The sequence below is a fragment of the Bradyrhizobium sacchari genome (genome assembly GCF_002068095.1).
Taxonomy (GTDB): domain Bacteria; phylum Pseudomonadota; class Alphaproteobacteria; order Rhizobiales; family Xanthobacteraceae; genus Bradyrhizobium; species Bradyrhizobium sacchari.
This window is the reverse complement of sequence record NZ_LWIG01000014.1, coordinates 378,260-404,072: the sequence shown is the minus strand read 5'-3', so window position 1 is coordinate 404,072 and position 25,813 is coordinate 378,260. Positions and strand designations below refer to the sequence as shown.

At 64.9% G+C, this 25,813-nt stretch carries 25 protein-coding genes, 1 tRNA gene and 2 pseudogenes; 15 read left to right on the top strand and 13 right to left on the bottom strand.

The annotated features are described in order from the left end of the window. Together A5906_RS44770 and A5906_RS20825 are read left to right on the top strand one after the other, a co-directional pair. Positions 1-371: pseudogene (locus A5906_RS44770) on the top strand (histidine kinase); the annotation flags it as partial. A 1-nt stretch (position 372) separates the two neighbouring features. Then, positions 373-2,543, top strand: a 2,171-nt coding sequence (locus A5906_RS20825) for a PAS domain S-box protein (protein WP_245326818.1), incomplete at its 5' end; no start/stop codon positions are given. Between the two features lie 10 nt (positions 2,544-2,553). Here the strand turns inward: A5906_RS20825 and A5906_RS20820 are convergent. Next, positions 2,554-2,907, bottom strand: coding sequence for a GrlR family regulatory protein (locus A5906_RS20820; protein ID WP_026312675.1), 354 nt, complete (start codon positions 2,905-2,907; stop codon positions 2,554-2,556). Positions 2,908-3,160: 253 nt separating this feature from the next. Here A5906_RS20820 and A5906_RS20815 point away from each other — a divergent pair, with 253 nt between their 5' ends. Beyond that, positions 3,161-3,658, top strand: coding sequence for a hypothetical protein (locus tag A5906_RS20815; protein ID WP_080137193.1), 498 nt, complete (start codon positions 3,161-3,163; stop codon positions 3,656-3,658). A gap of 56 nt (positions 3,659-3,714) precedes the next feature. Here A5906_RS20815 and A5906_RS20810 read toward each other — a convergent pair whose 3' ends face one another. Continuing rightward, positions 3,715-4,101 (bottom strand): VOC family protein, encoded by a 387-nt coding sequence (locus tag A5906_RS20810; RefSeq protein WP_080137192.1) that lies wholly within the window; start codon positions 4,099-4,101, stop codon positions 3,715-3,717. Positions 4,102-4,284: 183 nt separating this feature from the next. Between A5906_RS20810 and A5906_RS20805 the strand changes: the two genes are divergently transcribed. The 3 genes from A5906_RS20805 to A5906_RS20795 all read left to right on the top strand — a co-directional run bounded on the left by A5906_RS20805 (position 4,285) and on the right by A5906_RS20795 (position 5,806). After that, on the top strand, positions 4,285-4,869 hold the full coding sequence (locus tag A5906_RS20805) for a hypothetical protein (protein ID WP_080137191.1): 585 nt from the start codon (positions 4,285-4,287) through the stop codon (positions 4,867-4,869). A gap of 172 nt (positions 4,870-5,041) precedes the next feature. Next, positions 5,042-5,572, top strand: a complete 531-nt coding sequence (locus tag A5906_RS20800) for a hypothetical protein (protein ID WP_080137190.1) — start codon at positions 5,042-5,044, stop codon at positions 5,570-5,572. A 157-nt stretch (positions 5,573-5,729) separates the two neighbouring features. After that, positions 5,730-5,806: transfer RNA gene (locus A5906_RS20795), tRNA-Arg, on the top strand. A gap of 70 nt (positions 5,807-5,876) precedes the next feature. Here A5906_RS20795 and A5906_RS20790 read toward each other — a convergent pair. Next, positions 5,877-6,839, bottom strand: coding sequence for a helix-turn-helix domain-containing protein (locus tag A5906_RS20790; protein WP_080137189.1), 963 nt, complete (start codon positions 6,837-6,839; stop codon positions 5,877-5,879). Between the two features lie 452 nt (positions 6,840-7,291). Further along, the gene (locus A5906_RS20785; protein WP_080137188.1) at positions 7,292-7,570 is read right to left on the bottom strand and encodes a hypothetical protein; all 279 of its coding nucleotides are present in this window, start codon (positions 7,568-7,570) and stop codon (positions 7,292-7,294) included. A 320-nt stretch (positions 7,571-7,890) separates the two neighbouring features. Between A5906_RS20785 and A5906_RS20780 the strand changes: the two genes are divergently transcribed. Beyond that, on the top strand, positions 7,891-8,352 hold the full coding sequence (locus A5906_RS20780) for a host attachment protein (protein WP_080137187.1): 462 nt from the start codon (positions 7,891-7,893) through the stop codon (positions 8,350-8,352). Between the two features lie 31 nt (positions 8,353-8,383). Here A5906_RS20780 and A5906_RS20775 read toward each other — a convergent pair whose 3' ends face one another. After that, positions 8,384-8,647, bottom strand: coding sequence for a hypothetical protein (locus A5906_RS20775; protein ID WP_080137186.1), 264 nt, complete (start codon positions 8,645-8,647; stop codon positions 8,384-8,386). Positions 8,648-8,937: 290 nt separating this feature from the next. Between A5906_RS20775 and A5906_RS20770 the strand changes: the two are divergent. From A5906_RS20770 to A5906_RS20760, 3 genes and pseudogenes are all read left to right on the top strand, one after another. After that, positions 8,938-9,295: pseudogene (locus A5906_RS20770) on the top strand (hypothetical protein); the annotation flags it as partial. 192 nt (positions 9,296-9,487) lie between these two features. After that, on the top strand, positions 9,488-10,360 hold the full coding sequence (locus A5906_RS20765) for a DMT family transporter (RefSeq protein ID WP_080137185.1): 873 nt from the start codon (positions 9,488-9,490) through the stop codon (positions 10,358-10,360). 84 nt (positions 10,361-10,444) lie between these two features. Continuing rightward, entirely contained in the window at positions 10,445-11,188 is a 744-nt protein-coding gene (locus A5906_RS20760; RefSeq protein WP_080137184.1) for a hypothetical protein, read from the top strand. A gap of 49 nt (positions 11,189-11,237) precedes the next feature. On the opposite strand, the gene A5906_RS20755 is transcribed toward A5906_RS20760, so the two are convergent. Beyond that, positions 11,238-11,528 (bottom strand): histone, encoded by a 291-nt coding sequence (locus tag A5906_RS20755; RefSeq protein WP_080137183.1) that lies wholly within the window; start codon positions 11,526-11,528, stop codon positions 11,238-11,240. A gap of 66 nt (positions 11,529-11,594) precedes the next feature. Further along, positions 11,595-12,998, bottom strand: coding sequence for a cryptochrome/photolyase family protein (locus A5906_RS20750; RefSeq protein ID WP_245326832.1), 1,404 nt, complete (start codon positions 12,996-12,998; stop codon positions 11,595-11,597). A gap of 169 nt (positions 12,999-13,167) precedes the next feature. On the opposite strand from A5906_RS20750, the gene A5906_RS20745 reads away from it, so the two are divergent. Beyond that, on the top strand, positions 13,168-14,898 hold the full coding sequence (locus A5906_RS20745; protein ID WP_080137181.1) for a methyl-accepting chemotaxis protein: 1,731 nt from the start codon (positions 13,168-13,170) through the stop codon (positions 14,896-14,898). 150 nt (positions 14,899-15,048) lie between these two features. Here A5906_RS20745 and A5906_RS20740 read toward each other — a convergent pair whose 3' ends face one another. After that, positions 15,049-15,708 (bottom strand): peroxiredoxin, encoded by a 660-nt coding sequence (locus tag A5906_RS20740; protein WP_080137180.1) that lies wholly within the window; start codon positions 15,706-15,708, stop codon positions 15,049-15,051. A 392-nt stretch (positions 15,709-16,100) separates the two neighbouring features. On the opposite strand from A5906_RS20740, the gene A5906_RS20735 reads away from it, so the two are divergent. Further along, on the top strand, positions 16,101-16,673 hold the full coding sequence (locus A5906_RS20735; protein WP_080137179.1) for a hypothetical protein: 573 nt from the start codon (positions 16,101-16,103) through the stop codon (positions 16,671-16,673). A gap of 58 nt (positions 16,674-16,731) precedes the next feature. Here the strand turns inward: A5906_RS20735 and A5906_RS20730 are convergent. The 5 genes from A5906_RS20730 to A5906_RS20700 form a co-directional block, all read right to left on the bottom strand. Continuing rightward, positions 16,732-18,579, bottom strand: a 1,848-nt coding sequence (locus tag A5906_RS20730; protein WP_080137319.1) for an alkaline phosphatase family protein, incomplete at its 3' end; no start/stop codon positions are given. Positions 18,580-19,603: 1,024 nt separating this feature from the next. Further along, entirely contained in the window at positions 19,604-19,921 is a 318-nt protein-coding gene (locus A5906_RS20715) for a response regulator transcription factor (protein ID WP_080137178.1), read from the bottom strand. 51 nt (positions 19,922-19,972) lie between these two features. Next, positions 19,973-21,196, bottom strand: coding sequence for an ABC transporter permease (locus A5906_RS20710; RefSeq protein ID WP_080137177.1), 1,224 nt, complete (start codon positions 21,194-21,196; stop codon positions 19,973-19,975). Next, the gene (locus tag A5906_RS20705) at positions 21,193-21,915 is read right to left on the bottom strand and encodes an ABC transporter ATP-binding protein (RefSeq protein WP_080137176.1); all 723 of its coding nucleotides are present in this window, start codon (positions 21,913-21,915) and stop codon (positions 21,193-21,195) included. Before A5906_RS20705 ends, A5906_RS20710 begins: the two co-directional genes overlap by 4 nt. 383 nt (positions 21,916-22,298) lie before the next feature. After that, a partial coding sequence (locus A5906_RS20700; protein ID WP_245326817.1) for an HlyD family secretion protein occupies positions 22,299-23,319 on the bottom strand: 1,021 nt, incomplete at its 3' end. A gap of 611 nt (positions 23,320-23,930) precedes the next feature. Here A5906_RS20700 and A5906_RS20695 point away from each other — a divergent pair. From A5906_RS20695 to A5906_RS20685, 3 genes are all read left to right on the top strand, one after another. Then, positions 23,931-24,578 (top strand): response regulator transcription factor, encoded by a 648-nt coding sequence (locus A5906_RS20695; protein ID WP_080137175.1) that lies wholly within the window; start codon positions 23,931-23,933, stop codon positions 24,576-24,578. Positions 24,579-24,757: 179 nt separating this feature from the next. Continuing rightward, entirely contained in the window at positions 24,758-25,159 is a 402-nt protein-coding gene (locus A5906_RS20690; RefSeq protein WP_080137174.1) for a curlin subunit CsgB, read from the top strand. Positions 25,160-25,278: 119 nt separating this feature from the next. Continuing rightward, complete coding sequence (locus tag A5906_RS20685) at positions 25,279-25,671, top strand: curlin (RefSeq protein ID WP_080137173.1); 393 nt, start codon at positions 25,279-25,281, stop codon at positions 25,669-25,671. Positions 25,672-25,813: the final 142 nt, after the last annotated feature.

Sequence of the window (25,813 nt, the reverse complement as noted above, 5' to 3'; positions counted from 1 at the left end):
CCGCCACATCGACACGACCTTCGCCGAGCTGCAGCGGCTGCAGAGCGTCGGCGACCTTGCCGAGGATATCGACCGCCGCATGAACGAGCTGCGCCTCGCGGCGCGCGACTTCGTCACCGATCCCGGCGCCGGCATCCAGTTCAAGCAGGTTGGCGAGGCGGCCGCGACGCTCAGCGACATCCTGAAAAAGACCCGCATCGAGCTCGCACCCGAGCAGCAGGACATGATCGACGGGGTCACGGAGCGGCTCGCGACCTATCGCAATGGCCTGGAGCGAATCTCGACGCTGATCGACCGCCGCGCCCAGCTGCTCGCCGGCATGCCGCCGCTGCGCGACCGGTTCGATGCGGCGGTCTCCGGCACCGCGGACCNCCCGCCTGTCCGATGCGCAGAGCCGGATCGCGCTCGGCCTGCTCGCGCGCAACCCGTCGGCGGCCGAGCAGTCCGCGCAGGGCATGCGGGCGATGGACATCACCGATCCCGGGCTGAAGGCCGCGGTGAACGATTATGCCGAGGCGATCATGGCCGTCGCCGTCCGCGAGCGTCAGATCGCCGACATCGACCGCGAGGTGCTGGGCACCGAGGGCCGGCTGATCGGGCGCGTCACCGAATTGCTGCGCGAGGTCAGCGCAAGGCGTGGCCACGTGCTGTCGCGCGATTTTGCCCGCACGCTGACGGAGGCGCGGTGGCAGAGCATCGTGCTCGGCTCGATCGGCGTGCTGATCGGCATTCTCGCGGCGGGCTTCGTGGTGCGGCGCACGGTGCGCCCGCTCGCCCAGATCGCACGGTCCATTCGCGCGCTTGCGGCGGGCCAGAAGGACACGTCGATCCCGTCCGCCGATCTCGACAACGAGATCGGCGACATCGCGCGCGCGGCCGAAGTATTCCGCCGCGCGCTGGAGGAGGCGGACACCGCGCGTGAGGCGGCGGTGCGCGCGCTCACCGAGCAGCGGTTGGCCGAAGAAAGCTATCGGAAGCTGTTCGAGGGTTCAGTCGACGGCATCTACGTCACGACGCCGGCCGGCGACCTCCTCAACGCAAATCCGGCGCTGGCGCGGATGATGGGCTATGACAGCCCGCAGCACCTGATCGACAGCATCAACGACATCGCCCACACCATCTACGTCCATCCCGAGGCGCGCGACGAGTACCAGCAGCTGATGACGCGCGACGGCATGGTGCGCGAATTCGAGTACCAGGTGCGCCAGCGCAGTGGCAACATCCTCTGGCTCTCCGACAGCGCCACGGGCGTGCGGGACGAGCAGGGCAACATTGTCCGCTATGAGGGCACGCTGCGCGACATCACCGACCAGAAGCGGGCGGAAGACGCCATCGCCGAAGGCCGCCGCCTGCTCCAGCAGGTCATCGACACCGTGCCGGCGGTCATCAACGTCAAGGACCGCGACCTGCGCTACGTGCTGATGAACCGCTACATGGCGGGCATCTTCGGCATCGAGCCCGGCGACGCGCTCGGCCGCACCACGGCCGACCTGATGTCGCGCTACGGCGCAGCCAAGACCGACGAGAACGACAAGCGCGTGCTGAGGCTGCGCAAGGGCCTCGGCTTCTACGAGGAGGAGTACCAGGACGCCTCCGGCAACATGCGGCAATGGCTGGTCAACAAGCTGCCGCTGCTCGATGCCGAGGGCGAGATCGAGCGGATCGTCACCGTGGCGCTCGACATCGGCGAGCGCAAGCGCGGCGAGCAGGAGATGCGAAAGGCCAAGGAATCGGCGGAGACCGCACTGCGCAATCTGCGCGAAACCCAGGCCTCGCTGATCGAGGCGGAGAAGCTCGCCGCGCTCGGGCGGCTGGTCGCCGGCGTCGCGCACGAGGTCAACAATCCCGTCGGCATCAGTCTCACGGTTGCCTCCGCGCTGGAGCGCAAGACCGCGATGTTCACGTCCGAAGTCGAGCGCGGCGAGCTTCGCCGCTCCACGCTCAACGACTTCCTGAACACCAGCCGCGACGCATCCTCGCAACTCGTCTCCAATCTCAATCGCGCCGCCGAACTGATCCAATCGTTCAAGCAGGTTGCCGCCGACCGCAACTATTCGGACCAGCGCACCTTCGACCTCGGCGATCTCACCGAGCAGGTGGTGATGAGCCTGCGGCCGGGCCTGCGCAAGCACAACCTCACTCTCAACGTCGATTGCCAGCCCAGCCTGACCATGAACAGCTATCCCGGCCCGTACGGGCAGGTGCTGACCAACCTGTTTCTCAATTCGGTGGCGCACGCCTTTCCCGACGGGCGCCCGGGGATCATCGACATCCAGGTGCGCGAGTCCGGCAAGGACAATGTCGAGATCATTTTTTCCGACAATGGCTGCGGCATGTCGCTCGACGTCCGCCGCCGCGCATTTGATCCGTTCTTTACCACAAGACGCGACCAGGGCGGCACCGGCCTCGGGCTGCATATCGTCTACAGCATCGTCACCAACAGGCTCGGCGGCCGGCTCGATCTCGATTCCGAGCCGGGCGGGGGCACGCGCATCCAGATCATCTTGCCGCGCACGGCGCCGCTGGAGCAGGCGGCCGAATAGTTCTCGCGCTCTAATCGGCCTCGGCGAGCTTGTGCAGGGTGGCGCCGAAAATCAGGCTGGCCTTGCCGACCAGCGCCGTCCCCGTCATCTCCGCGCGGGTTTCCGTGTAGGTCCCGCTCACGCCAATGCCGACAGGGGCAGGGCCGCCGAACAGCGGATTGTCGTCGCCCCGAGGCGACGTGTGCCGCTGTACCAGCACCTCGCCCTTGAATGTGTGCTCGTCCTTCACGACGTAGCTACCGGTGTAATAGAGGTAGGCATCGCCGCCAAGGATCTTGCCGTCGCGAAAAAGGATCACGCCGCTGCCTTTGCCGACTCGCCCATCGAGCAGCGTGACGTGGATCGAATAGAGGCCGTTCTTCATAACGTCCCGTAGGCCGGCCGCCATCGCCCAATGGCGCAGCCGGTCCAGCTTTTATGCCAAAGCACATCCGCTCGCGCAACGCGGCAGTTTGCCGGCGGGCAACCTGTCGCGCAGACCGTAATTGTCCCGGCTTGTCTGTGACGTCGATATGACGGTCTCATTATGGGGCGAGGCCAGTCGTTGCGAATCAAGTTGGCCCGCGAAATGCATAACCATTGTTGCACTGGCCGCGGGGTGCTGGAGCAAGACAAACGTGACCAACTGGATCGATTCCGGCGGCGACGAGCCGCGTCTGTACAGTGCGCGTCCCACGATTTGCGAAAACGAACGACGGTGGATTGGCAGCGCGACACGCTGGCGAGTCGTGACGAGGCTGGCATGCGTCGTAGGCTTGATTGGGCTCGCGGCTCCCTTCGGGCACGCCCGTGACCGGGGCCAGTTCGTCAACACCAATGCCGATTTGAAGGCATGGTTCGATGGCCTGCGGAGTGGCAAGGGGCCGTGCTGTTCCGATGCTGACGGCTCGGCGCTCTCGGATACTGACTGGGAGAGCAAGGACGGGCACTATCGTGTCCGCGTCCCGCGCCTGGGCTACGTGCTTGACGGCCAGCAGCAGGAACTCGTCTGGGTCGACGTGCCCGAGGAGGCCGTGATCTCGGAGCCGAACCGGGTGGGGCGCACCATGGTGTGGCCGATCTACGGCTATATGGGTGTCACCATCCGCTGCTTCATGCCCGGCAGCATGACATAACGAGCCAAGCGGCGCTCCGCCTGGTCTCGCCATTGCTTGACGCGGCTCGCACGATGTCAGGTGTATTTCTTGTCGCGCTCGAGCAGCTCGATGGAGATGCCTTCGGGGCCGCGGATGAAGCAGATGCGCACGCCGGGCCGGATCGTCGTCGGCTCGCGCGTGAATGTGACGCCCTTGGCCTTGATCTCGGCGGCCATAAGGTCGATGTCCTTCACCGTCAGACCGAAATGGTCGAGCCCCTGATGCGGGTGCGGGGGCGGCGGGCTGACCGCGCTGTCGCCCTCGAGCGGCGCGATGAAGATTTTTGCGCCGCCGAGGTTCACGTCGATCCGTCCTGGCGCCCGCACGACCTCGCCACCCAAGATGTCCCGCAGCCAAGCCGCCGTGGCCTCCGGATCGGGGCTGCGCAGATGGACGTGATCCCAAGTGACGGCAATTGGCATTTTATAGTCTCCCAACGGGGGCTTGCGATGTTGCGGCGCATGTTAGCGGCCCCGGCCGGTGATCGCCACCGTCCCTGCCGACTCGCCTGGAGCGCGGGAACCTTAGTTCCTCTCCCGGATTAAGATAAGCAGTGGACTGCCGCGTCGCGCAAACGCAGTTCGGCCGCCATCGGTGGTGCATCCATGAATGCCAGGCTTGACCGGATCAGGTTGGGACGCTTTGCCGGGACCGGCGAGCGACTGGCTCGGGCACTGACGGTCGCGAGCGTTTCGTTTGGCCGAGGCTTGCTGTGGCTGCTGGCGGCCATCATCGTCGGTTGCGGCATCTGGATGCTGCTGCCGCTCTCCAGAGGGAGCAGTGCCGAGCCGGTCAAGTCGGACCTCAAGGCAGATTTGGCCGCCGTCGAGCCGGCTGCTCCGGAAGATGCCGCGGTGGTGGTGTCGCCCACCGCCGAAGTCCCGGCTTCGGCCGCAGCAGACCTCGACCATCTCAGGATTTCGTCACAGACTTGGCGTCGCGGCGGCCTGGGCTCAAAGGCGCTGGTGACGTTCACGCTGCGAAACGACAACGACTATGCCGTAAGGGACGTCGAGATCATCTGCGCATTCGTGCGTCGGGACGGCACGCCTCTCACCGCTCGCAGCCGGGTGCTGGCCGACACGGTCAGCATGAAGAGCCGCAAGACCTTCGCGCGCATTTCGGTCGGCTACGTCAACGTCAACGCGGATCAGGCGAAGTGCTCGCTGGTTGCCGCACGGCGGGCCTGAAGGGCGGCGTCTTCCGGTAGCGGAAAAGTTACCGTTTCCGCCGCTGTTCTGGCCTTGGCCAAAATACTTGGCGTCTCCATTTGAACCGAAGGGCCGGGCCAGGAACCAATTAGAGTATCGCCTGTTAAGGCGGAGAGCCCACGCGGGGATTGCGGGGGGCGGAGTGCGGCCAATGCCCATCTTTCGGTACTTCATGTTTGTCGGCGGAGCCTTGCTCACGCTGCTGCTTGCGGTGAACTTCGTTGTGCCGGCTTCGCCCGTGACACAGGCTGTTGCGACTGCAGGCAATGAACAGCCGGTGATCCGGATCCGGTCCGATCGCCATCTGCCTGAGCGGGTCGTGCTCGACACCAGTCAGCCGACGATTGCCCCACCTGCGATGAAGACCGCCGCTGTTGCGGCGCCGCAGCCGCCTGTGCACGACAGCGCGACGGCGACTCTCGCCGAGATGTCGGCCAAGGCGCGGGTGCGCGAGACGTTCGCCCAGTTCACACCGGGCTCGAAGGCCGATGCCGCCGCCGCAGCCAAGAAGATCGATGCCAAGGCTCAGACCCAGCCCAAGCGCAAGATCGCAAGGGCGCATCCGGCGCCGCAGTATGGGCCGCAGTATTATGGTGGGCCGCAGTATGGTGGGCCACAATATGGCCGGCCGATGATGGTGGCACAGCAGCCGCATTTCGGCCTGTTCAACACGACCTGGTGACAAGCCGCCTGTGACCTGCCTCCATGGAGGCGGGAAGGGCTTTTTATTGGCCAGCCTCTCTGCTAATTCGAACCCGTCCGAACGCCGCCCGGTGTGCTGGCTCGCGCCAGCCACGGTCCGGCGCTTCGCGGTTCACGGCCCAATCCTTAGGGCCAGGGCGCTCGTAGCTCAGCTGGATAGAGCATCGGATTTCGATTCCGAGGGTCGGAGGTTCGAATCCTTCCGAGCGCGCCAGTCCCCGTCGGTGGTTCCGCCATAGTCCAGGCGATGCCGAGACCCGACGGCCGTCACCCCTCTCGCAGCCTCAGTCCGCCGGAAGGCCGGTTCGCCGACCCCGCGCCAGAGTGTCCGAGGGGGTCTCGTGGAAGGTCGCACGGTAAGCCGCGGCGAACTCGCCCATGTGATGGAAGCCCTGGGCCCGCGCGCAGGTGGCGACGGTGGCGCCGCCGCCCTTCAGGAGCCGGGCGCGGGTGGCCCACAATCTCTTCAGCCGAATGTACTGGTGCAGGCTCATGCCGCGCACCTTGCTGACGGCTCCGCTAAGCGTCCGGATCGAGACGCCGAACTCACCGGCGAGATCGGCCGTGTAGATCGGAGCGGTCGGATAGGCCGCTACGTAATCATCGATCCACTGCACCAGCCTGGTCGACCGCCCGCCCTGGACCGAGGTGCTCCGGTCCGGGCCGGCGCCGATCCGAAACAGATCGTCGAGCGCGAGCAGCAAGCCTTCCTGGAGATGGGCGGCCGCCTCGGTGGTCTCGAACAGGAACGGCTGCACCGACGCGGTTCGCAGGATGTCGAGCACGAGCTGGCGCGAATGGAGCAGGGCGGGCCGGTTCGCGACATGGGCCCGCAAATCGTCGCCATGATCGAACCAGCCCCGGTCTTTCAGGCCGGGCGAGAGGATGATCATCGCGTGATGATTGGTCTGAGGCTCGACGAAATGGCATTCGTCGTTGCCGCGGAGCGCAACGAAAAAGCGCGCGTCGAGATCCACCCCCTTGGAATTGACCTGAAGGTCGTCAGTCATCGACAGGATCACCATGCCGCCCGGCATGCGGTAGGCAGTGTCGAGGATGCGCGCGAAGGATCGCATCACAACGATGCGGCACGCCGGCAGGGAGACGACGGCGCGGGCGGCCGCGAAGTTCGGGACGTCGAGCGGAATGCTTCTCGCATCCTCCATCGACTCGACCGGCCGGAAGGCATCGACATCTGTAAAGCTGATCAGCTGAAGCGCCGAGGACGGGACGAGGGCATCGAACATGCGTCTGGCCGATTGCTGCAATGTGACAATAAAATGAACGTCAGTACATTGCCATCAATGGCTAAACATCCCGCTTCAGTAAACTGGATTCCGGGCCGTAGTATTGCGGACATCATGCCAAGTAGCCTGCCGGATCATTGTCGGCATCAACGGTCCCGGCCGATCGGTTGGCCGCTGACGAGGTCGATGAAATGAAGACGCGTGCAGGCGGGACAGGCGAAGGACTCGAAGCTCCGTCCCTCGGGTCGCTGTTGCTTTTCCAGATGCGTCTGCACGTTCATGCCCGTCTGGGGGCACCGAAAAACGATCAAATCGGCCATCACGGTAGAATGACGCCGTGGCTGGATTTTCACTTTGATCTAGATCAGTTTTGGAATGGCTGCAGTCGAGGCCGAACAGGTTGGCACGGTGGTCTTGCAAAAGCGAAGGGGCCCTGAGGGCCCCTTCAGATATCACCAGCGCCGGTAGCCGTAATATCCATAGCGCGGTCCGTAGACACGCGGCCCATACCCATAATATCGGGGCCCGTAATACGGCCGCGGGCCGTAATACCCATAATAGTTCGGACGCCACCAGCAGCGCCCCCAGGCGTCGCAGACCATGCGGACCTGCTCGACGTCGGAGACCTGCGGCACGGCAGGCGCAGGCGCGATAGGCATGGCGGACGCCGCCGGCGATGCCGCAAGGGCACCGAACATGGACGCGACGACGAGGCCAATCTTGAGATTCATGATGTCTTCCTCTGCTTACGCAATACAGAATATCGAAGTTGTTCTGATCAAATTGTGGCGGAGCCGAAATGTAATGCTGATGAATAAATCTTCAGCCGCTCCGCCGCGGGCCTGATCTAGCTCCATCAGACTATCTCCGCTTTGCGTTCCTGGCCATGCCGCGCCTGTGTTGCGTGGTAGCGCCGCTAACCTTGATCCTGCGCAAGTCGCGCCCGCGGCTTCGTCCCTAGTCTTGTCGTTGTGGGCAGTCCTTCGCGGAATGCGAAGCGCGGCCGGCGGTCAGTATCGGTCCCCGCCCACTGTTGTTTGGAGACTGTGCAATGGACAAGATGAGAATTGACAAGGGCGACTGGCTGGTCGTGTGCGACGGGCGCAAGGCACTCATTCTGGAAAACCTCGGCGACGAGATGTTTCCGAACCTCCACACCAGGGAGGTGCACGAGCAGCCCAATCCGTCGACCAGCGCGCAAGGAAGCGATGCGCCGGGCCGGCTGCACGGCGTGGCCGGCGGCGCACGCAGCTCGGTCGAGCAGACCGACTGGCACGACGAGGCTGAGCGCGCCTTCCTGCGCAGCCTCGCCGGCCGGCTGGATGCCGCGGTCAGCTCGGGCGAGACCACAGCTCTGACCATGGTGGCCTCGCCACGTGCGCTCGGCATGATCCGCGCCGATTATTCGGATCTCGTGCGCAAGGCGCTTCAGGGCGAGGTCGGCAAGGACCTCGTCAAGCTGCCGGTCTATGAGATCGAGAAGCAGTTGCTGCAGTCGGGCGCCGCGAAATAGGGGCGCCCGCGACGGCCGCGTTGGCGCCCCTTTAGTAGCAGGGGTGCCGGCGGCGGTCCTGGCCGACATAGGCGGCCGCGCTCCGGTAGCAGTGGTTGGTCGCGGGGCCGTCGTAATAGGCGAACGTGCCGGGGGTGAGGCCAGGGCCGTAATTGTGCAGATAGCTGATCGGGTAGGGCAGCGGATTGACGTAGGAGCGGTGATACCGGTGATGTACCCGTGCCTCCGCAAGGCCAGGGGCCAGGATTGCGGCTGACAGGGCAGCAACTGCGGCTACAAGCTTCAACTTGCTCATCTCGATTCTCCGGAACCCGCGCGAATAGGTTGGCCGGTTATAGCCATTTTGGGTCGCCGGGGCACCCGGCTGAGGACCGGAAAACGGGCCTAAACCCGCAGATTCCCAGCTGGGTGTGACAGAATTGCCGGAAGTGGGGTCAAAGTCTGCCCATTTTTGGCCGTTTCGGGATGCTTAACGAATTCCCCACACAAGTATGACCAAGAAGAATTCGGCTAGATTCCTGCCGGTCGCCTGGGGTGTTCTTTGAGGCCGGCCCGTCCCTGCAAGGTTTTCACCGTCATCTCGCCATGCGCATCACGCTTCTGAGCCTGCCGTTGCTCTGCTTCGCCGCCGCCGCGCCGGCACGGGCCGAGCTGCACATCACCCGCGACCATGGCGGCTATGTCGACGAGTACAAGGCCAAGTACAAGCGCGTCCGCGACAAGGGCGAGCGCGTCATCATCGACGGCATCTGCAACTCGGCCTGCACCCTGGTTCTCGGCATCGTGCCGATGAACAAGATCTGCGTGACCCCTAAGGCCAGCCTCGGCTTCCACCAGGCCTATTACGACAAGGCCTTCACCTTCGGCATCAAGGTCACCAGCGCCGAGGGGACGTCGGACCTGATGTCCTACTACCCCGACACGGTGAAGGACTGGATCCGCCNGGCGGGCTCACCACCGACATGAAGAAGATCAAGAACGGTGTCGAGCTCTGGAAGATCATCGATCCCTGTCCGGAAGAATGGTGAGTGGCTGAGCCGAGCCGCCGTCCGTCGCAGCGCAGCATCGCCCGGCAGGAGATTCATCAAGAAATTCGCATTGCCGCATAGGTCCCCATGGGGCAATGAGGGCGGCAATGAACCATAATCAAGAATCCATTCCCGCCCGCGCCGCGCCGATCCTGTTCGTCCTGCTCTGGAGCACCGGATTCATCGGCACCAAATACGTCGTCAACAACGCCGATCCCTTGACCTATCTCGCCATCCGGATGGCGATCGTGGTCGGCCTGATGGCAATCATCGTCGCGATTGCCCGGCCGAAATGGCCGGATCGTCTCGGTATCGCGCACAGCGCGGTCGCCGGCATCCTGGTCCACGGCTTCTATCTCGGCGGCACCGCGATCGCGATCGCCCATTCGATTCCGGCCGGGCTCTCCGCGCTGATTCCGGGTCTTCAGCCGATCCTGACCTCGACCATCGCCAACCGCTGGCTCGGCGAGAAGGTGACGCCGGTGCAATGGGGCGGCCTCGTGCTCGGTCTCGGCGGCGTGGTGATGATCCTGCACAACCGCCCGATGACCGGCGAAGCAGGGCTCGGCTGGCTTGCATCGGTGGTCTCGCTGATCAGCATTACACTCGGCACGCTCTATCAGCGCCGCTACTGCAATCACATCGACTGGCGCGCCGGCAATCTCGTGCAATACGTGGCCGTCACGATTTTCTTCGCGATCGGCGCCTTCCTGTTCGAGGACCGCGTGGTGCACTGGACGCGGGAGTTCGTGCTTGCGCTGGCCTGGCTTGCGGTGGCGCTCTCGATCGGATCGATCGGGCTGCTGTACTGGCTGATCCGTCACGCCGCGGCCACCTCGGTGGCGAGCCTGTTCTACCTCGTGCCCGCGGTGACCGCGCTGATGGCCTATCTGCTGTTCGGCGAAAAACTCGATGCGCTGGCGATTGCCGGCATGGTGCTGTGCGCGGCCGCGGTGTTCGTGGTCAACCGGCGCTTCTAGGCGGCGGAATACATCCCTGACGTGCGGGCCGCGCCCGTGTTACGCTCCGCACATTTCAACTTTCCCTTTCACGCGGTGATTTCCATGAAGAACGCCAGACGCGCGCTGCTTGGCCGGTCCCTGAAGCCGGTCCGGATCGCCTGCGTCAACTATGCCGAGGAGACGATCGGCGGCCGCATGATGAGCAGGCTCACCGCGGCGCTCCAGAAATGCTACGATAAGCATTTCCTCCCGGTTTGGGGCTATCCGGTCGACCTCTATGTCACCGAGAAGCCGAAGCCGACGGATTGGCAGCTGGTCTATTTCGACGATGCCTCCCACAAGAACATGCTCGGACGCCACGAACTGACCCATCGCGGCCAGCCGATCTCAAAGATCTTCGTCAAGGCATTGGGCGACGAGCCGGTCAGCGTCGCGGCCTCGCACGAGTTGTTCGAGATGGTGCTCGACCCCATGGCCAATCTCTGGGCGGACAAGAATCCGAACACGCAATATGCCTACGAGGTCTGCGATGCCGTGGAGGAGGACTTCTTTCGCGTCGACGGCTTCGAGATGTCGAACTTCGTCTATCCGTCCTGGTTCGAGCCGTTCAAGCACCCGCGCGGCACCAGGTTCGACCACAAGGGGACGCTGAAGGAGCCGTTCTCGATGACCGAGGGCGGCTACGTCATCAAAAAGGTGAATGGCAGGAAGGTGATCAAGGCGTTCGGCTCGCCCGAGAAACGGCGGCGCTTCAATGCCGAGGACCGGCGCGGCCATCGCAGCGAGTTCCGCGATCCGCAAGGCAAGCACCATCCGGGTCGGCGCGCCACCCAAAAGCTGGGGTAGGAGCCGTCGCCGGGCGCGCCCGCACCCGGAGACATGCTCCGAGCTGCGATCAGCGCTTGGACTTCTTGGCCTTCTTTTTCTTCTTGGCGGCCTTCTTCGCTGATTTCTTCACGGCCTTCTTCGCGGTTTTCTTCGCGCTCTTCTTGGCGGCTTTCTTTGACGACTTCTTTGCGGCCTTCTTCGACGACTTCTTGGCCTTCTTCGGCGCTACTTTCTTCGCAACCTTCTTGGCGGCTTTCTTCACCTTCTGGACGGCGGCGACTGCGGCGTCCTTGGTTGCTTCCACGGCGGCGGTCATCGTCTCCACCGCCTGCTCGGTGATCGGCTTCTCTTCGTCCATATCGTCCCCCACGGTTTGTATGGAGCGATGACGATAGCTGGTTTCACAATTGTGTCAAAGCAACGCTCAACCTTTGCGGATCTTTGCGTAGGCGGCGAGCGCACGCTCGCGCCCCCTCGCATGATCCACGATCGGCCGCGGATAGGTCTTGCCGAGCGTGATGCCGGCGCTCGCCAGCTCGACCGGCGTCGCCCGCCAGGGCTGGTGGATCAACTTCGCCGGCAGGTCTTTCAGCTCCGGCACCCAGCGCCGGACATAGGCACCCTCAGGATCGAACTTCTCGCCCTGCAGCTGTGGATTGAAGACGCGGAAATAGGGCGCGGCGTCGGCGCCGCAGCCGGCGACCCATTGCCAGTTGGCCGGATTGCTGCCGGCATCCGCATCGACCAGCGTGTCCCAGAACCAGGCTTCGCCATCGCGCCAGTCGATCAGGAGGTGCTTGACCAGGAAGGAGGCGACCACCATCCGCACCCGGTTGTGCATCACGCCTCTGTGCCAGAGCTCGCGCAGCCCGGCATCGACGATCGGATAGCCCGTACGGCCGCGTTGCCAGGCGCCGAGCGCCTTCTTGTCGGGCTTCCAAGGGAAGCGGTCGAAATTCGCTTGCAGGTTTTCGGTCGCGAGGTCGGGATGGTCGTGGAGCAGGTGGCGGCAGAACTCGCGCCAGCCGAGCTCGCTCAGGAACTTTTCTACGTCTGGCCCGAGCGCAGGATGCTCGGCTGCTGCGAACCGCGCGGCGTGCCAGACTTGGCGCGGGCTGAGCTCGCCGAACCGCAGGTGTGGCGACAGGCCTGAGGTGCCGGCCCGGTCCGGGCGGTCGCGGTCGCCGACATAGACGCGCGCGGTGTGCGTGAGGAAGTCGCGCAGGCGCGCGCGGGCGGAGGCTTCACCCGGTGTCCAGCTCTCGCGCAGGCCGCCAGCCCAATCTGGCTGTGTCGGTTCGAGCGTCCAGCTCTCCAGCGTGGCGCTTGCGATCTTCGGACCCGGGGGCAGCCGCTCTGGTGCGGGCAGGGGCTTTGGCGGATCGCCGAGCGACTTCACCCGCCGCCAGAACGGCGTGAATACGCGCAGACCCTGGCCTTCCTTGTTGCGGATCTCCGAGGGTGGGATGAGCAGGTCGCCGGGGAAGATTTGCAAGTCCACGCCGAGCTTTGAAAGGGCAGCTCCGAGCTGCTGCTCAACCGCCTGATGAGGTGACTGCGCGATCCCGTTGCAGTAGACGGCGCGGGCGCCGCTCTCGCGCGCCAGGTCGGGGATCACCCCGACCGCAGCTCCCCGGCGCAGGATCAGTGTCCCGCCGCGCGCGACGATCTCGGCCCCGAGCGTTCGCAGCGACTGCGCCAGCCACCAGCGCGCCGCGCCGCCCGGTGCTCGCCCGGTCGTCTCGTCAAGCACATAAAGGCAGACGACCGGAGCGCCGGTCCTGGCGCCGGTCTTGGCGGCGGCATGGAGGGCGGGGTGGTCGGACAGACGAAGGTCATCGCGAAACCAGACGATGATGGGCGGTGCGCTTGGCGTGGTCAGGCGGGTCCTCGTTTACGATTTGGAAAGCATGCCACTCGCGGCGCTGTGAACCGCCGTTAATGCTGCCGTAAGCCGATTGCACGATTATGCAGGAATTACGGGGGTCATTCCATTCATGTCCAACCTTTCGACGGCAGGGTTCCTGCCGCAGTTCAAGCTCGGCACCAAGGCTGTGCTGTCTGCCGTACTGCTGATCGCCGTGAATACGGCGCTGGTGGTTGGCGCCGGCTATTGGTCGCTCACCTCCGCCTTCAATGATCGCGCGCTGCGCGACATCGAGGTCAATTTGCGCACCCTGGCGCTGGCCTTTGCCGAGACCGCTTCAGAGGCCAAGATCACGATGAAGGATGGCGCGGTCGTGCGCGCCGAGATCCCGAAAATGCCGGAGTTCAAGGACCATGCGATCGTCGATCGCGCCGTGTCCTATGTCGGCGGCAACGCGACCCTGTTCGTATTCGACGAGGCGAGCGGGCAGTTCGTACGACGCTCGACCAATGTGAAGAAGGAGAATGGCGACCGCGCCGTCGGTACCCAGCTTGCCGCCGATCATCCGGCGCAGGCGGGCCTGCGCCGTGGCGAGGCCTATAAGGGCCCGGCCGTCCTGTTCGGCAAGTCGTTCATGACCGCCTATTTCCCGGTCGTTGACGCCGCCGGCAGGGTTGCCGGCATTCTCTATGTCGGCATTCCCATGGCCCAGTTCGAGAGCATGCTGTCCCAGGCGATCTCGAGCATGGCTGCCGCCGCCGGACTTGCCGCGCTGCTGGTCCTGGTCCTCACGCTGCTGATCGTCCGCCGTATCACCCGGCCGCTCACCTCGGTGACGCGCTCTCTCACGGCGCTCGCCGATGGCCAGAGCGACGTCGAGATCGATTGCGAGGACCGTGCCGATGAGATCGGCGAGATCGCCCGCACGGTCGCGGTGTTCAGGAGCAATTCGCTGGAGAGGGCGCGCCTGCGTAGCGAGCAGACGGCGGCCACGGCCGCCGCGGCCGAGCAGCGCAAGGCGGAGCTGCGCAACTTCGTCGAGGAGTTCCGCGGCAGCGTCGGCGGCATCCTCGACAAGGTGCTGAGCTCCTCCGGCGAGTTCGAACGGGCCGCGCGGCAGCTCACCGACACCGCACGCTCTACCGCCGATCTGTCGGCGCGGTCGGCCGGGGCCTCCGAGGACGCCTCGGAGCATGTCCGCTCGGCGGCCTCGGCTTCTGACGAGCTGTCCCAGTCGATCTCCGAGATCACCCGGCGCGTGCAGGAATCGAACGAAATCTCCGCCGAGGCGGTGCGGCAGGCCGAGGCCACCGACCAGCGTATCGCGCAGCTCTCCGAGGCGGGCTCGCGCATCGGCGACGTCGTCAAGCTGATCACCTCCATCGCCGAGCAGACCAACCTGCTGGCGCTGAACGCCACCATCGAGGCGGCGCGCGCCGGCGATGCCGGGCGCGGCTTCGCGGTCGTGGCTCAGGAGGTCAAGACGCTCGCTGGCCAGACTGCGAAAGCGACCGAAGAGATATCGAGCCAGATCGCCAGCATGCAGCTTGCCACCGAGGAATCGGTTGCCGCCGTCAAGGGGATCGGCCAGACCATCGAGCGCATCAGCGGCATCGCAGGCTCGATCTCGGCTGCGGTCGAGCAGCAGAGGAACGCCACCCACAACATCGCGGCCAGCGTTCGCGCGGCGGCGTCAGGCACGGCCGATGTCGCGGTCAATGTCCGTCACGCCGCCAAGGGCGCCAGCGAGACCGGCGAGACGTCGAGCCGGATGTTCGCCTCCGCCCAGGCGCTGTCGGGCGAGAGCCTGCACCTGAAGGCCGAGGTCGACAGCTTCCTCGACCGCGTGCACGCGGCCTGAGCGTGTAATCCAACGCAGTCATTCCGGGGCGGTCCAAAGGACCGAACTCTGGTGCGCAATTGCGCACCAGAGAATCTCGAGATCCCGGGTTCGATGCTCACGCATCGCCCCGGGATGACTTTTGCGGCCGCTAGGCGCGACCGCCAAAAGTCATTTCGGCTGCGGCACGATGCGGATGTAGGGCTTCGGCTCCTTCCAGCCCTGCGGGTAGATCGTCTTGGCCTCGTCGTTGGAGACCGAGCCGGCAATGATGACGTCCTCACCCTGCGTCCAGTCGGCCGGGGTGGCGACGCGGTGCTTGGCGGTGAGCTGGAGCGAGTCGATGACGCGCAGGATCTCCTGGAAGTTCCGGCCCGTGGTCATGGGATAGACCAGCACCAGCTTGATCTTCTTGTCCGGCCCGATGATGAAGACGTTGCGGACGGTCTGGTTGTCGGCAGGCGTCCGGGTGAGGGGATCGCCCGAGGTCGAGGCCGGCAGCATCTCGTACAGCTTCGAGACGTTGAAGTCGGTGTCGCCGATCATCGGGTAGTTCGGCGCCGCGCCTTGCGTCTCCTTGATGTCCTCCGACCATTTGGCATGGCGATCGACCGGGTCGACAGAGAGGCCCATCAGCTTGACCCCGCGCTTGTCGAACTCCGGTTTCAGCTTGGCGAGCGCGCCGAGTTCAGTCGTGCAAACCGGCGTGAAGTCCTTGGGATGTGAAAACAGCAGGGCCCAGCTATTGCCAATCCAGTCGTGGAACTTGATCTTCCCTTCGGTGGTCTCGGCTTCGAAGTCGGGGGCGGTGGTGCCGATCGGAAGTGTCATGGTTCTACCTCATCGCATTGAATTGACTTGAGAATTAGTCGCGGACCGTCGCCGTCAGTATACGGGCTTGGCAGGACTAAGTGAACGCCGACTGAACCGCTTGAAGTAAAATGTGAATTCTTTCTCTGAAGAGCCGATCTCCTAGCACTTTTCTGTTACAGCCGCACGTGCGGCGAAACATCTGTGCCGGGGTCACACGGTCTCGATTGCCCCGATAAAGCCTTTTATGACCCGCATCACGCTCGCCCGACGCTCTCCGGAACCGAAATGGTCCTCGTAGCGACTAATCGGCAACCATTGAGAAAAGTCGCGATCCCCGTATCGAATCGTTAACCACCCCTTTACGCCGGCATGGAAATGCTGGCCGATCAGAAGAAATCTGGAAGTGAACTATGTCTGCCGCTGCGCCTAAGTCCGTTGAGTCGCCGTCCCTCGAACCGTCCTGCCGCGACACCGCGGCCCACGCACTCTCCATCGTACGCGACGGCGTGATCACGGGCGAAGGCCCGACCACGAAGGGCCGGGTCCACTTTTCCCGCTCGCTCGATGCCGATGACACCGCCTGGTGCGCCCGCATCCTGACCGCGACCGCCGTCAACGACCAGCCGGTCAGCCGCGCCGAAGCCGAGGCGCTGTTCGAGATCAACGAGGCCGCGACCGAACGCACCGATGGCGGCCGGTTCGACGACCTGCTCGCCAAGGCCGTTGCTCATTATGCCGCAAGCGCCTCGGGCCTGAAGGTGCCGCCGCGCAGCGTCGCGCTTTCGGCCGACACCGAGATCGAGAGCTGGGCGCCGTCCTACGCCTCCAAGGTCAACAGCGAGATGCTGGAGTGGATCGCCGGCCAGATGCGCGGCAAGCGCCAGAACAACCGTCGCCTGATGGCGATGGTGGCGACCTTCCTCGGCGCTACCGCGCTGCCCCTGGCGGGCCAATTGCCGAACGTGTTCGACATCGGGATGTAAGATTCTCAGCATGTAATTCATCGCGCCCCTTGCGGGGCGCGAGCGAAGCGGCGGGGTNCCCCGCCGTTTTTTGTTTGCCGGCGTCCGGCTCGAGGCCCAGCGTGCGGCCGGGGAAGCCGGCGGCGTCGAAATAGCGCTGGCTGCCGACGCGCTGGACATTGAGCACGGTCTGAAGGCCGTTCTCGGACATCTTCGACTTCTCGACCGCCTTGTACGCCTTCGGCACGACGCCGTTGGGGAGGGCTTCCGACATCACTCGACCGACCAGGCCGCCGTTCTGCGCGCCGCGCAGGCCCATCAGCTGTGCCGCGGTCATGCCGACGTCGGCATTGCTGACCGGGAGCTCGTCGACGAAGCCGGCTTTGAAGTCCGGACCGATCGCGGCCATGAAGTTCATGGTATCGCCGCGGCTGAAGCTGCCATGCATGCCCTGGCCCTGGCGCAGCACGGTGTCGGCGACCTGCACCGAGCAGTTGGTCGGCGCCTCGCCGCATTCGCTGGCATAGGAGCGGAAATTGACGACGATGGACGGCGTCGGGGTCGCCGACTTGCCGCGAAGGTTGATGCTCGAGAGCGGCAGGGTGCCGGGGAAGCGGCCGAGCGAGTCCTCGACGAACAGGCCGGAGACGTAATCCTGCTCGAGCAGCGCCTTGATGGTCTTGGCCGCCAGCTTCTTGTCCTTGTTCGGCAGATAGATCAGGTCCGAGCCGCCATTGGTGGCGACGACGAGGTCGGGTTTCTCCGGATCCTTGCCGAGCACGCCGTTGCCGGCCTTGGGATGCTTGTTGCCCTCGATCCTCGCGTTCTTGTCATTGGGGTCGAACAGCGGCAGGTCGAGCGCCTTGGCGAGGTCGATCGCCAGGAAGCCCATCGGCAAAAAATCCTTCGGCGTATCGTCATAGCTGAGCTTGGCCGAGGGGCTGGTCTTGCTTTCCTTGGAGATGGTCGAGAAGCCGTGGTCGGCCGAAACGATGATGTTGGTCGAGGCAGCGAGGCCGAGCTCGTCGAGCGCCTTGCGGAGCTGGGCGAGGTTGGTGTCGGCATTCTTGATGCCGGCCATCGAGGTCGGCCCGTTGATGCCGGGCAGGATCTGGTTGAGGCTGTCGCCGGTGTTGTGCTGGCTGCCATCGGGATCGCGTGACCAGAACACCAGCACGAACGGTTTGTTGCGCGCCTTGAACATCGGCAGCACCACCTTGGCGGCCACGTCGGCGAAATAGGCCTGCTGCGCCACATTGGCGACAGTGGTGCCGGGCGTCTTCGCGTCGCCCGCCTTGCTGTTGTCGCCGCGCGGCGGCGTGGCGAGGGGCAGGCCGGCCTTGGTCAGGGCTGCCTTCACCTCGTCCGAGAGCGCGACGCCGTTCTTGCCGCCGGTGGAATCGTCGAACACGACCGAATGCAGACCCGGCTTCTCCGGCTTGTCGGTATGGTCGAACTGGTAGGTCGGTCCGACCTTGCCGATCGCCGCGGTGCTGAGGCCCTTGTCGCGGGCCATCTTCAGAATGGTCTCTTCGTTGAGATAGTCGCCCTTGAAATGCTCGTCGATGTCGCCGAGCACGGCGTCGTTCTCGATGAACGGGACCACGGTGTCGCCGGCCGGCACCGAGGTGTAGTTGGTCCAGATCGTGTTGGAGAACACGCCGGTGTCGCCGAGATAATGGCCGGTCGACATCGCCGAGCCGTTAGCCATGGTGAAGGTCGGGAAGAGAGAGTGCGAATTCTTGAAGTTGACGCCCTTGTCGCGGACCTCCGCCATCGCCGGCGCCGTCTCGGGCGTGACCTTGAGGGCGCGCAGGCCGTCCGGAATGAACAGGATCAGGTTGCGGGGGGTATTGTTCTGGGCGGAAGCAAGTCCAGTGGACAGCACTGTCAGTCCGGCGGACAGCAACAGCAGTGAACGGCGCATCAAATCTCTCCCTGCGGTGAGGCGGCATGGCCGCGACCGCGGCCCCGGCAATCGTTTAGTTTTGCTGTATGACGGTTTTGTTACAAGCCCTGATGTCGATGCAAGAGGGCTGGGATGGGGATGGTGTATGCTGGTGTCCCGGACGCGCCGCAGCGCGCAAGCGGTGCGGCGCAGAGCCGGGACCCAACAGGCCGCCCGGTTCGCTGTGACTTGGGCCCCGGCTCTGCAGCGCACCGTCGAAGGAACGCTGCGCTGCGTCCGGGGCACGAGGGCGGAGTTTGGCGCGCAACTGCATCATCCTCGTCATTGCGAGCGCAGCGAAGCAATCCAGACTGCTGCCGCGGAAAGACTCTGGATTGCTTCGCTGCGCTCGCAATGACGGAGTGACGGCGTCGCTCCTTCAACTCGCATCTCGTTCGCAGACACGCCTTCGCATCCTCGCGGCCTGTTTCGCCCGAGCTTTGCTTCGTCGCTTCACCCTCACATGAAAGAGGGCGCAGGGAAGACCGGGTGCCGGCCGGGCACCCACGGTCCACTGTGCGAAAGGTGGCAACAAAGAATTTGCACAGCGGCATACAGGTGAAGCCAAACATCCGGCCTTCCCTGCGCAGTGGCTTTACGGCTTATGTCGTGCTCTCCCCGGGGAGCGATGCACTATTGCCCCCGTCGCCGTGCGGATGATCGATGCGCGGGCCCGGTCGGGCCGCGACATCACCACACGACTTGGCGCACAGACCCCGGGCGCCAGGACCACACGATTTTGCCGTACGCGAGCCGCACCTGTCGTTGGCACCAGGCCTTCGCTCACGGTTGCCCGCCCTGCAAAACCCTTCGTGCCGATGTCGCCCGCGTCCACCGCCGCCCGGCCCGCGTTCGTGACGATCGCGATGCGCCCCTCTTCCTTGGGCCGGAGTGAATGGGTTCTAACAAAAATCCGAATTCGAATAAAGAGAATTATTTCGATGCTGCTCCCTTGACCCGGCGCTTGGGTGTTTTGCCCGACGGGCGGCGCAAGGGGTCGTGGTCATTCCGGCGCGGTCGGCAGCCGCGGATTTTGCGCCAGGGCCTGCGGCGGCTTCACCGCTGCCGGAGCGGTCCCATTCCTGGTGAGATCGCGCCGCAGCGAAAGCGGGGCCGTCTTGAGCGCATAGATGATCGCGATCTGGGTCCGGTTCTGGAGCCGGTATTTGCGCATGATGTTGCCGATATGCGCCCGCACCGTGTTCTCCGAGATCTTGAGCTCGTAGGCGATGTTCTTGTTCTGAAGGCCTCGCGCGATCAACATCATCAGCTCACGCTCACGCGGTGTCGGTGTGATCGAATCCTTCGGATCCGGACTCATGACTGGCTCCTCCCTGGTCTTCTCGTTGATGTCGTCGCCCCCTGCATCGTCCTACTCCGTCTTGAGCGCCTCGATCGGGCTGAGCTTCGATGCCTTGTGGGCGGGATAGAACCCGAAGATGAGACCGGTCGCGATCGAGAAGGCGAGGGCAAGGCCGATCGCCTCGCCGTCGATCGAGGTGATCCATCCAGCCATGCGGGCGACCGTCATCGAGAGCGTGATGCCGCCGGCGACGCCGATGGCGCCGCCGAGCAGGCAGAGCACGAGGGCCTCGCAGAGGAACTGCAGGCGGATGTCCCGCATCCGTCCGCCGAGCGCGCGGCGGATTCCGATCTCCCGCGTGCGCTCGGTGACGGACACGATCATCACGTTCATGATGCTGATGCCGCCGACGAGCAGCGAAACCGAGGCGATGGCGACGAGCAGGAGCGCCACGGTGCGGATCGCGCCCTGCTGCGCTTCCATGGCGGCGGCCGGATCCTGGACCTTGAAGTCGTCCTCCTGGCCGGCAGGGATGCGGTGGCGCTGCCGCAGCAGGCTCTCGATCTCCGCTCGCGCTCCCGCCATCTGGCCGTCCGCGGCAACCTTGGCGATGATGTAGGCGACCGAATCCCGGTTGATGTTGCTCGCGCTGCCGAGGAAGCGGAGCTTGGCGGTGCTGAGCGGCACGAAGGCGACGTCGTCCTGCGCCGGGCCCTTGCGGTCGAGCACGCCGACGATTTCGAGCGGCACCTTCATGATCCTGATCTGGGCACCGATCGGGTCGTCGCCCGGCGCGAACAGCTCGCGCGCGACAGTGCTGCCGAGGATCACGACCTTGCCGGCGCCGGTCTCTTCCGCGCCGGAAAAATAACGCCCCGAGGCGAGCTGCCAGTCGCGCACCATGAAGTGGCCGCTGGTGGTGCCGTTGATCGTGGTGTTCCAGTTCTTGCCCTCGTGGATGACCTGCGCCGTTCCGGCGAGCGAGCCGGCGGCGGCCTGGATCTCCGGGATCTGCTCGAGGATGGCCTGCACGTCGCCCTCGGTCATCGTCAGCTTGCTGCCGTCCTTGAGGCGCACGCCGCCCTGGTAGACCGCCCCCGGTGTGATCATCAGCACATTGGCGCCGATCGAGCGGATCTGTTCCTGCAGGCGGAGCTGTGCGCCGGAGCCGATCGCGAACACGGTCACGATGGAGGCGACGCCGATCACGATGCCGAGCATGGTGAGGAAGCTGCGCAGCGGGTTGAGGCGCAGGGCATGCAGGGCGATCTGAAACCCCTGGAGCATCGTCATGACGCCACGCTCCGTCTCGGCAGCAGCTCCGCTATCGTTTCATCGCTGACGAGCTCGCCGTCATGCAGGCGGATCGTGCGCCGGCACTGCGTCGCGATGCCGGGATCATGCGTGATCATCACGATGGTCTGGCCGGCCCGGTTGAGGGCTGCGAACAGCGCCAGGATCTCGGCGCCGGTCCGGCTGTCGAGCGCGCCGGTCGGCTCGTCGGCGAGAACGATCAGCGGGGAGGCGATCAGCGCGCGCGCGATCGCGACGCGCTGCTGCTCGCCGCCGGAGAGCTGCCGCGGGAAGTGATGGGCACGGTGCAGCATGCCGACGGCCTGAAGGCTCTGCTCGGCTCGGGCCAGGCGTTCCCTGCGGCTGATGCCGCAATAGACCAGTGGCAGCGCGACGTTCTCGATCGCGCTGTGGCGCGCGAGCAGGTTGTAGGACTGAAACACGAAGCCGATGCTGCGGGCGCGCAGCGACGAGCGGCGGTCTTCCGAGAGCTCGGCGACATTGGCTCCCTCGAGATGGACCGCGCCCTCGCTGGGCAGGTCGAGCAGCCCGATCATGTTCATCAGCGTCGACTTGCCCGAACCCGACGGTCCCATCACGGCGACGATCTCGCCGGGCGCGATGTCGAAGGAGACGTTGCGCACCGCGGTCACTGCTACCCCGTCGGTGCGATAGGTCCTGGACACAGAGCGGAGGCTGATGAGGGGCAGGGTGGTCATGATCCGAACCTGATTCCGAGGATCTCCATGCCGGCCGGCCGGATCGCCTGGCCGACGGCGACCTGACTGCCCTCGACGAGATCACCGCTCTTGAGCGCGACCTGTTCGGTGCCGGCGGCGCCGACCGTCACCGCGATGCGCTGGAGCGAGCCGCTCGCCGTCCNNNCACGCCGCTATGCGCGCCGGCCGGGTCCGGCCGCGCGCCGGTCGGCTGGAAACGGAGAGCAGCGAGCGGCACCTTCAAAACGTCGTCCTGCCGCTCGATCACGATCTTCACCAGCGCGGTCATGCCGGGCAGCAGCGCGCCGTCGATATTGGAGGTCGAGAGCACGACGGTGTAGGTGACGACGTGCTGCTGGGTCTGTGGCGCCTTTCGCACCTGNGGCGGTCGGGATAGGCATCGACGGTGAAATGGGCGCGCTGTCCGGGGGCGATGCGTCCGATATCGGCTTCATCGACCTGCGCGTGAATCTCCATGTCTTCGAGCCGGTGGGCGACCACGAAGGTGGTCCGCGACTCAAGGCCGACCGCGAGCGTCTGGCCCTCGTTGACGAACCTGCCGACGACGACGCCATTGATCGGCGAGCGGATCACGGTGCGGTCGAGATCGGCCTGGGCTGCGGCGAGAACGGCTGCCTTCTCCGGCACCGCCATGCGAGCCTGCTGCAGCTCGGCCTCGATGCGGCGGACATCGGCCTGTGCTCCATCCACCGAATAGGAGTTGAGGGACATCAGGACCTCCGCCTCGCGCTCCTGGGCGAGGCGCGCGGTGAACTCGGTCTGGGCGTCGTCGACGGTCGTCGTTGCCACCACGTTCTGCGACTGCAGCGCCAGCTTGCGCTGCAGGGTCTTCTGCGCCGAGGTCTTGACCGCCTGGGCGCTTTCGAGCTTGGCGGCGAGCACGTCGCGGCTGCCTTTGGCGTTCTGCAGATCGATCCGGGCGCGATCGAGCTTGGCGCGCGCGATATCGACCAGGGAATTGGCAACCGCGAGCGAAGCCCTGGCTTCGTCGACCTTGGCCGCGAAGCTGCGCGGATCGATCAGGGCGAGCGGCTGGTCCTTGGCGACGGTGTCGTTGAAGTCGACATAGACGCGGGCGAGCTGTCCGGACAGCTGGGATCCGACCTCGATCGTCTTCACCGGCTGCAGGGCGCCGGTAACGGTGACGGTCTGCTCGATGCTGCCGCGCTGGATTGTGGCGTAGCGGAACACGGGTGCATCTGACCCGAACGTCGGCGCTTCGCGGCCGGCGGGCACGAGCAGCCGCCTGGTCCGGTCGTAGGCGTGAGCCGCCGTGTCTGCCGCGCTCCCGGCAGCGCCGGAGATCGTGGCCGGCCCTGCGGCGTAGATCGCAGCAAGGCCGCATGCAGTTCCGAGCAAGGCAATTGCTGGCACAAATCGCATATCAAAACCCGCCTGGTTGAAATGGCTTCGTTGGCGGCAAGAAGGACAATTCACTCGCTATGGTTGTAAATTATCTAAGGTAGTATCGATCGTCAGTATGTCGTCCGCGCCGGGGCGACGGTCGGGTGCGCAGCATGATCCAGAAGTAAAGTCCGCGGGTGCGACGTTTCGTGATTTGCCGGGAATGCATACCCGTCGTATCGATACGATGCGCGCGGTATCGAACTCGATTAGCTGACTGAACGTCCCGTATCATCCGGCTGACGCTGCCGATGGTTGGCGTTCGGGCCGGCACATGGGTGGCGATGCCATGACGCAGTTGGCGACATTGCGGCCACGATGCCGGATTGCCGTACTCGCGATAACGCGCCTCGCCGTGATGCCGGCCGTGATGCCGTCTGTGGCACGGCGCGATTCAAGCAATGAAGAAGCGCGATGTGTGAACGCGTTCACTCGCCTCAGGCGAGCGTTGGCCCTAAGACGTCGAACCGGTGGACGGACGCACAGCGTTCGATCCCCGCGAATTCATCCAAGCACCTTGTTATCGCTTGCAAGAAGAATGGATGGCTCGTTGCTCGCTCATCGAGCCCCAAGCTGGGGAGTTTGTTGCAATGAATTCAGGTCAAGCCACAGTTTATGTCGTTGACGACGAAGTTCAGATACGAAACGCGATTGGAAGTCTGTGTGAGGAAACCGGGCATCTGGTGAAGTTGTTCGCGTCGACCGACGAGTTTCTGGCCGAAGGTCTTTCCGGCGGACCGTCGTGCCTCGTGCTCGACGTTCGCTTTCCCGGGACGTCGCCGACCGGTCTCGAACTGCAGCGCCGGCTCGTCGAGACGGGCGTGTTGATTCCGATCGTCTTCATCAGCGGCTATTCCGACGTTCGTGTGTCGGTCGAGGCGATGAAGCGCGGCGCGGTCGAGTTTTTGCCGAAGCCGTTTCGCGAGCAGGAGATCCTCGACGCGATCAGGCACGGCATCGAGCGCGACCGCAGGCGGATGGCGCGCGAGGACGCCGTCCGCGACGCCCGGCAGCGCGTCGAGACGCTGACGAGCCGCGAGCGCGAGATCATGATGCTGATGGCCGAGGGGCTCGTCGCCAAGCAGATCGCGGCAAGGCTCGGCGTGAGCGAGGTGACGGCGAAGGTCCACCGCGCCCGGATGATGCGAAAGCTCGAACTGCGGTCGCCGATCGAAGTGGTGCGGCTGATCGACAGCATGGGACGCGAAGCGGAAGCGCCGCGCGCCGGTGCGGGGTAGCCGCACATCGTGCGGTTTGCGGGCGGATGCACCGCGCAGCGTCTAGTCCGTACCGATTAGCATGAACTGCAGTCTGTCGCGCGGCACACGATCGGTTCAGAGTATTCCCACGATGTCAGTCGTATTCAGGACCGGCATCCGAACCCAGTCAAAACAACTTGGCCCGAAAGGAATACTCCATGCGTAAATTGTTTTTTGCTTCCGTTGCCGTGTTCGCCCTGTCATCCGCCGCGCAGGCCGCCAACACCTCGACCACGGTGCAGGTCGGTCTCGTGAACGGTTCGAGCGTCACGCAGAACGGCCTCACCAATGACAGCTCCTCGACCAGCCAGCTCGGCCTCGTGAACTCTGCGTCCACGATGCAGGGAACCAGCTCGGCCTCGCTCAACAACGCCAGCACGGTCAACCAGATCGGCGTGCAGAACTCGGCGACCACCGGCCAGGTGGCGTTCGGCAACAACACCAGCGGGATCACCCAGAACTCGTTCGGGCCTCCCGCGCTCCAGAACAACGCTGCCAGCGTCGGCCAGCTCAGCGTGTTCGGCATCAACGGCAGCACCGTCTCGCAGACGGCGCACTGACCCACGTACCGTGGCCGGGCGCACCCCGTTGCGGTGCGTCCGGGCCATTCTCGAAATCACCGCAATCGGGCCCGGCGGTTCAATCGCGATGGCTCGCTTATTGTCGCGGAGGAAATGACATGCGGATCACCTATCTCATTGCAACGGTCGCGGCGCTGGGTGCGCTGACCGCCGTCGAAGCCCAGGCGGGCAACTCGGCGAGCGTGCTGCAGTTCGGCACGACCAACAACTCCTTCATCTCGCAGAGCGGCTCCACCAGCAACAGCGCCACGACGATGCAGTTCGGCGCGACCAATACGGCGACCACGTTGCAGACGGGATCGCTCCTCACCGTCAACACCTCGGTGATCGGGCAGGGCGGCACCACCGCGACGGCATCGAACACCGCGCTGGCCGGCCAGGTCGGCGGCTCCAATTCGAGCCTGATCGGCCAGATCGGGGCCAACAACACGGCCGGCGTCGGACAGCTCGGAATCCTGAACGGCTCGACCATTCTCCAGCAGACTCCGTGAGCAATTTTCGAAGTGGTGAGGCACGTCATGAAACATCCTTTGCAAAGCGCGGGCGCCGCGATGCTCGCTTTGTGCCTGGCCGGCGGCGGGCCGGCCCGCGCCCAGACCGCCGACATCAAGACCATCGTGTCGGTCGGCGGAC